Raw genomic sequence first — 4,343 nt, 5'->3', positions numbered from 1 at the left:
TTTATTACTCTATCTCTAAACCATTGTGCCTGCTTAATTCCTAGCTCTGTTAAAGGAGAATCTCCCCAGCCCTGCATCCTGCCAAGTTTATTCCATTCTGTTTCTCCATGCCTTGTTATATATAATGTTGTCATCGCTACACCTCTTTTACTTTAGTTTAGTTAATACTATTATTCTGGAATTACTTTCCTTATATAAGATTACATTCTATTTATCTATATGAAAATGTTTTATATACTTATATTTTTTGTTAAAATATCTTAAAATAACTAATTATCGTATTACACTATTTTATCTAAGAATCTAAATATGATTTTATCAAGTAATATTCATAAAAATCAAGTAAAAAATAAAATATTGAAAATTTGTGTTAAATATTTGTATAAAAAATATCTTTATAAGAATATATGAGATAAAAACACTTATGAAAGTATTTAGCATTTTTTCAGCCAAATGACAATATACTTATAAGGATATATCACCTTATTATTGCAATTCATGCATGAAAATTGTAGTGAATTTTAATATTGAAAGGGGGAGAAATAGTGAGTAAAGAAATATTTTTAAATTATACTAGCTCAAAAAGTGTTCTATATCCAGACTGTATTCGTAAGATAATGATATGCTCTGATCCTCGTTACGTTTCCGCTGCAATACCTCTTTAGTAAAATTACTAAAATAAAAATTGCTTAGTAAAAAACATGCAATCAAGTAATCTCACTTGATTGCATGTAATTTTAAGGAGTGAACATATATGTATCCATATATAAAAGAAGATTGTAATTATCATTTAATTGAAGACCATGGAATTATATTTACACCCGATGGCACTTATATATTAAATAATGTAGAAGCTTATATTATGGAATATATAAATGGACTAAACTCAATGGAAGAAATAATTGAAATTATATCTAATGAATTAAATATAGAAGATAAATGTAAAATTAAGGATATAATTTTAGAATTTATAGATAGTAAACCAAAAGCTTTAGGTATAGATGTAAGCAAAAAAAATTATAATATTATGAAAACTGGAGAAAAAGGTATTAAAATGCCTTTAAATTTAATTATAAGCTTAACAAATAAATGTAATCTAAAATGTATCCATTGTTTTAAAAGCTGCTCATCTAGTGAAAAGGCTTTTATAGATTATAGTAATTTAATAAATTTACTTAGTCATTTTAAAGGAAAAGTTAGATCATTGCAATTAACTGGTGGAGAACCTCTGTTGCATGATAACTTTTATCAAATATTGGATTTCAGTAAAAAAAATTTTTCTACAATGATAACAACTACAGGTACATTGATAAATGACAAAAATATAGAAAAATTTGTTGGTGTAAACAGCATTCAATTATCTTTATACTCAAATTATGAGAAAAAACATGATGAATTCACCACATTAGCAGGTTCTCATAAAAAAACTGTACAAGCAGTAAAACTTCTAAACAAATTTAATATAAATTCCGTTGTAGGTACTATACTAACTAAAAATACAATAAATGACATAGAAGACTTCATTAAATTTTCTATAGATATAGGTGTAAAAAATTTAAGATTTGGAACTTTGTCATTATTAGGTAGAGCAGAATCATTAACTAATATAATATTAGATGAAGAAGATCTAGAAAAAGCTAACTATGACATAAAAAATTTTATAGAGAAGTATAAAAAAGATATAATAATAGATAGTTTTGATAAAGAAAAAATACAAAAAGGATTTCAAGAGAACTATAAATGTATAAATTGTGGTGCAGGAATTTTAAATTGGTGTATAAGCGAAAATGGTAATATAAAACCCTGCGAATTTATACCAGATGATGTTTTCTCTATGGGTAATATAAATAAATCACCTATAGAAAATATATTAAAAGATTATAATTTTTCTAGTCTGCCACTCTCTATGAAAAAATGGCAAAATAATTTAAATAAACGTCAATTTAGTATTAAAGATATTTGTACGGAAATGGAAGATTACTATTTAACCTTTTGTGAAGGACTTTAATACAAATTATGAAAAAATATTTATTTAAATATAAAAAAATATTTATAGTAGCAATAATTTTTATTGCACTGAAATCTATATCAACTTCTATTATGTCTTTTACTATAAAAAACTTAATTGATTCTTGTACTTCTAAAAATTTAACTTTAGTGTATAAAAATTCTATCATTATACTCCTATATATATTAACTATAGTAATCTCCTCATATATCAGTAATATCCAATGGATGAAGTTTATAAGAAGCGTGATGATAGACTTAAAAAATGATGTCTTTAAAAAATTATCATATAGACAAAAAAAAGAATTTGATAGTACTAATACAGCATCGTATATGTCTTTAATTAATAATGATTTAGAAATGTTGCAGGGTTCATATTTTATGAACTTATTCGCATTATTTCAAGTAATTATATCTTTTCTAAGTGCCTCTTTATCTATAACAATACTTAACCCATATCTTGGTATTATAGCTATAGTGTTTAGTTTTTTACCTATATTAGTACCCTATATATCTACTAAAAAATTAAGTATTTACAAAAAAATTTATTCTCATTCATTAAGTATATTTATGGAAAAATCTAAAGATTTATTTTCGGGAATGAGCATAATAAAGAGTTTTAATGCACAACCTCAATCTTATAATATCTATAAAGATAAAAATATTGATGTAGAGCAATCAAGATATACATTTCATAGATTTTCCTTAATAGTAGATATATTAAGTATAATCGCATCTTATTCTGCATATTTCTTAACATTGGCATTAGGAATTTATCTTATAATGAAAGATAAAATAACTATAGGGACATTCATAGCATCTTTTCAATTACTTAATTTAGTTAGTTCTCCAATATTAGCTCTAACAAGTCAAATAAGCTCATTTAAATCGGTAAAATTAATAAAAAAGAAAGTAGAAGATATCCTTAATGAAAAAGAACTCATAGATAATGGAAAAGTATTGGAATGTTTTAAAAAGGAGATTAAATTTCATAATGTAAGCTTTATGTATGAGGATGAAAGAAAAGTTTTAGATAATATAACATTTACTTTTAAAAAAGGTGGTAAATATACTTTAGTCGGTAAAAGCGGAAGTGGAAAATCTACATTAGCTAAACTACTATTAAAATATTATAATGATTACGAAGGAACTATTGCTATAGATAATAATGATATTAAAGATATCAGCTTTAATAGTTTATATAACAATATTTCTATAATTCAACAGGATATATTTATGTTCGATGCATCAATAAGAGAGAATATTACACTATTTAATAACTATAGTACTGATGAAATATATAATTCTATAGACAAGTCTGGCTTAAAAGATTTCATAGATATATTACCAAACAAAGCAGAAAGTTATATAGGTGAAAATGGCAGTTTTATATCTGGTGGAGAAAAGCAAAGAATTTCTATAGCTCGATCTATAATAAGAAATACACCTATAATAATATTAGATGAAGCTACTTCTTCTTTAGATAAGGAGACTTCCTATAACATAGAAAAGACCTTGCTAGATATAGAAGACTTGACAGTGATATTTATAACTCATAAGCTTTCTGAAGATTTATTAAATAGCTGTGATGAAATTATAGTTATGGATGATGGAAAAATTGTAGAAGAAGGTACTTATCTACAACTATTAAAAAATCGTAATTACTTTTATAATTTGTATAATGTTGGTTAAAATGCTAAAAATACAGAGTAATAAAATAATAACACTCTGTATTTTTTATGATGAAAAATAGACTACGAAAATCATAGTCTAAATCCTTTTCTTTCTTCATGATTAATTTCACCAACTTGAACCCAATTCTTTACTGCTGGCATTAAATTATTTGTTATTGGATAATTGTGCTCTACCTTACAATGATTAATATCTGAACCATAGGCTTGTTCAATAAGTCTACTATTAATAGGGTCATTTTTTCTTAAACGCTTGTATGAAGTATTTCCCATCATATATATCTCCTTTTGAAACTATAGTGAATTTATCACTTTCTAAAATACTACATAGTACTTTGGCATCTTCCTCACTAGCAGACTGCAAAACAATAGTGAATTTGTCTTCTGGCCCTACTATACCCATATAATCATGGATACTACTATAATCACTAAGGTTTATGTCTCCTCTTATATCCATTCTGTAGTCTGACATATAAATCCCCCTCGATACTATTTAGCTATATTTTGTACAAAATACATAAATTTATTCATTCACAAAAATAAATCCATAAATTTTTAGCTTGTAATCTATAATTTATATTCCCTCAAGAAAAATATTATTATAATGGTCTTTCTACTTCTACAATCGAGTAGGAGCTGAATAAT

At 24.8% G+C, this 4,343-nt stretch carries 5 protein-coding genes; 2 read left to right on the top strand and 3 right to left on the bottom strand.

Features of this window, described 5'->3' with window-relative positions:
* Window positions 1–134 (bottom strand): histidine phosphatase family protein (locus B3603_RS03665; RefSeq protein ID WP_291560877.1); only part of this gene is annotated, 134 nt, incomplete at its 3' end.
* A 620-nt stretch (window positions 135–754) separates the two neighbouring features.
* On the opposite strand from B3603_RS03665, the gene B3603_RS03660 reads away from it, so the two are divergent.
* Entirely contained in the window at window positions 755–2,008 is a 1,254-nt protein-coding gene (locus tag B3603_RS03660; protein ID WP_291560874.1) for a radical SAM protein, read from the top strand.
* An 8-nt stretch (window positions 2,009–2,016) separates the two neighbouring features.
* Window positions 2,017–3,699, top strand: a complete 1,683-nt coding sequence (locus B3603_RS03655; RefSeq protein ID WP_291560872.1) for an ABC transporter ATP-binding protein — start codon at window positions 2,017–2,019, stop codon at window positions 3,697–3,699.
* 71 nt (window positions 3,700–3,770) lie between these two features.
* Here the strand turns inward: B3603_RS03655 and B3603_RS03650 are convergent, their stop codons facing one another.
* Together B3603_RS03650 and B3603_RS03645 are read right to left on the bottom strand one after the other, a co-directional pair.
* Complete coding sequence (locus B3603_RS03650; RefSeq protein ID WP_291560870.1) at window positions 3,771–3,971, bottom strand: hypothetical protein; 201 nt, start codon at window positions 3,969–3,971, stop codon at window positions 3,771–3,773.
* Window positions 3,934–4,170, bottom strand: a complete 237-nt coding sequence (locus B3603_RS03645; RefSeq protein WP_291560867.1) for a hypothetical protein — start codon at window positions 4,168–4,170, stop codon at window positions 3,934–3,936. Before B3603_RS03645 ends, B3603_RS03650 begins: the two co-directional genes overlap by 38 nt.
* Between the last annotated feature and the right edge of the window lie 173 nt (window positions 4,171–4,343).

This window comes from Clostridium sp. UBA2485 (assembly GCF_002341865.1).
Lineage (GTDB): Bacteria > Bacillota > Clostridia > Clostridiales > Clostridiaceae > Clostridium_J.
Note: the sequence above shows the minus strand (reverse complement) of the source record. Positions and strands in the feature narration are given on the sequence as shown.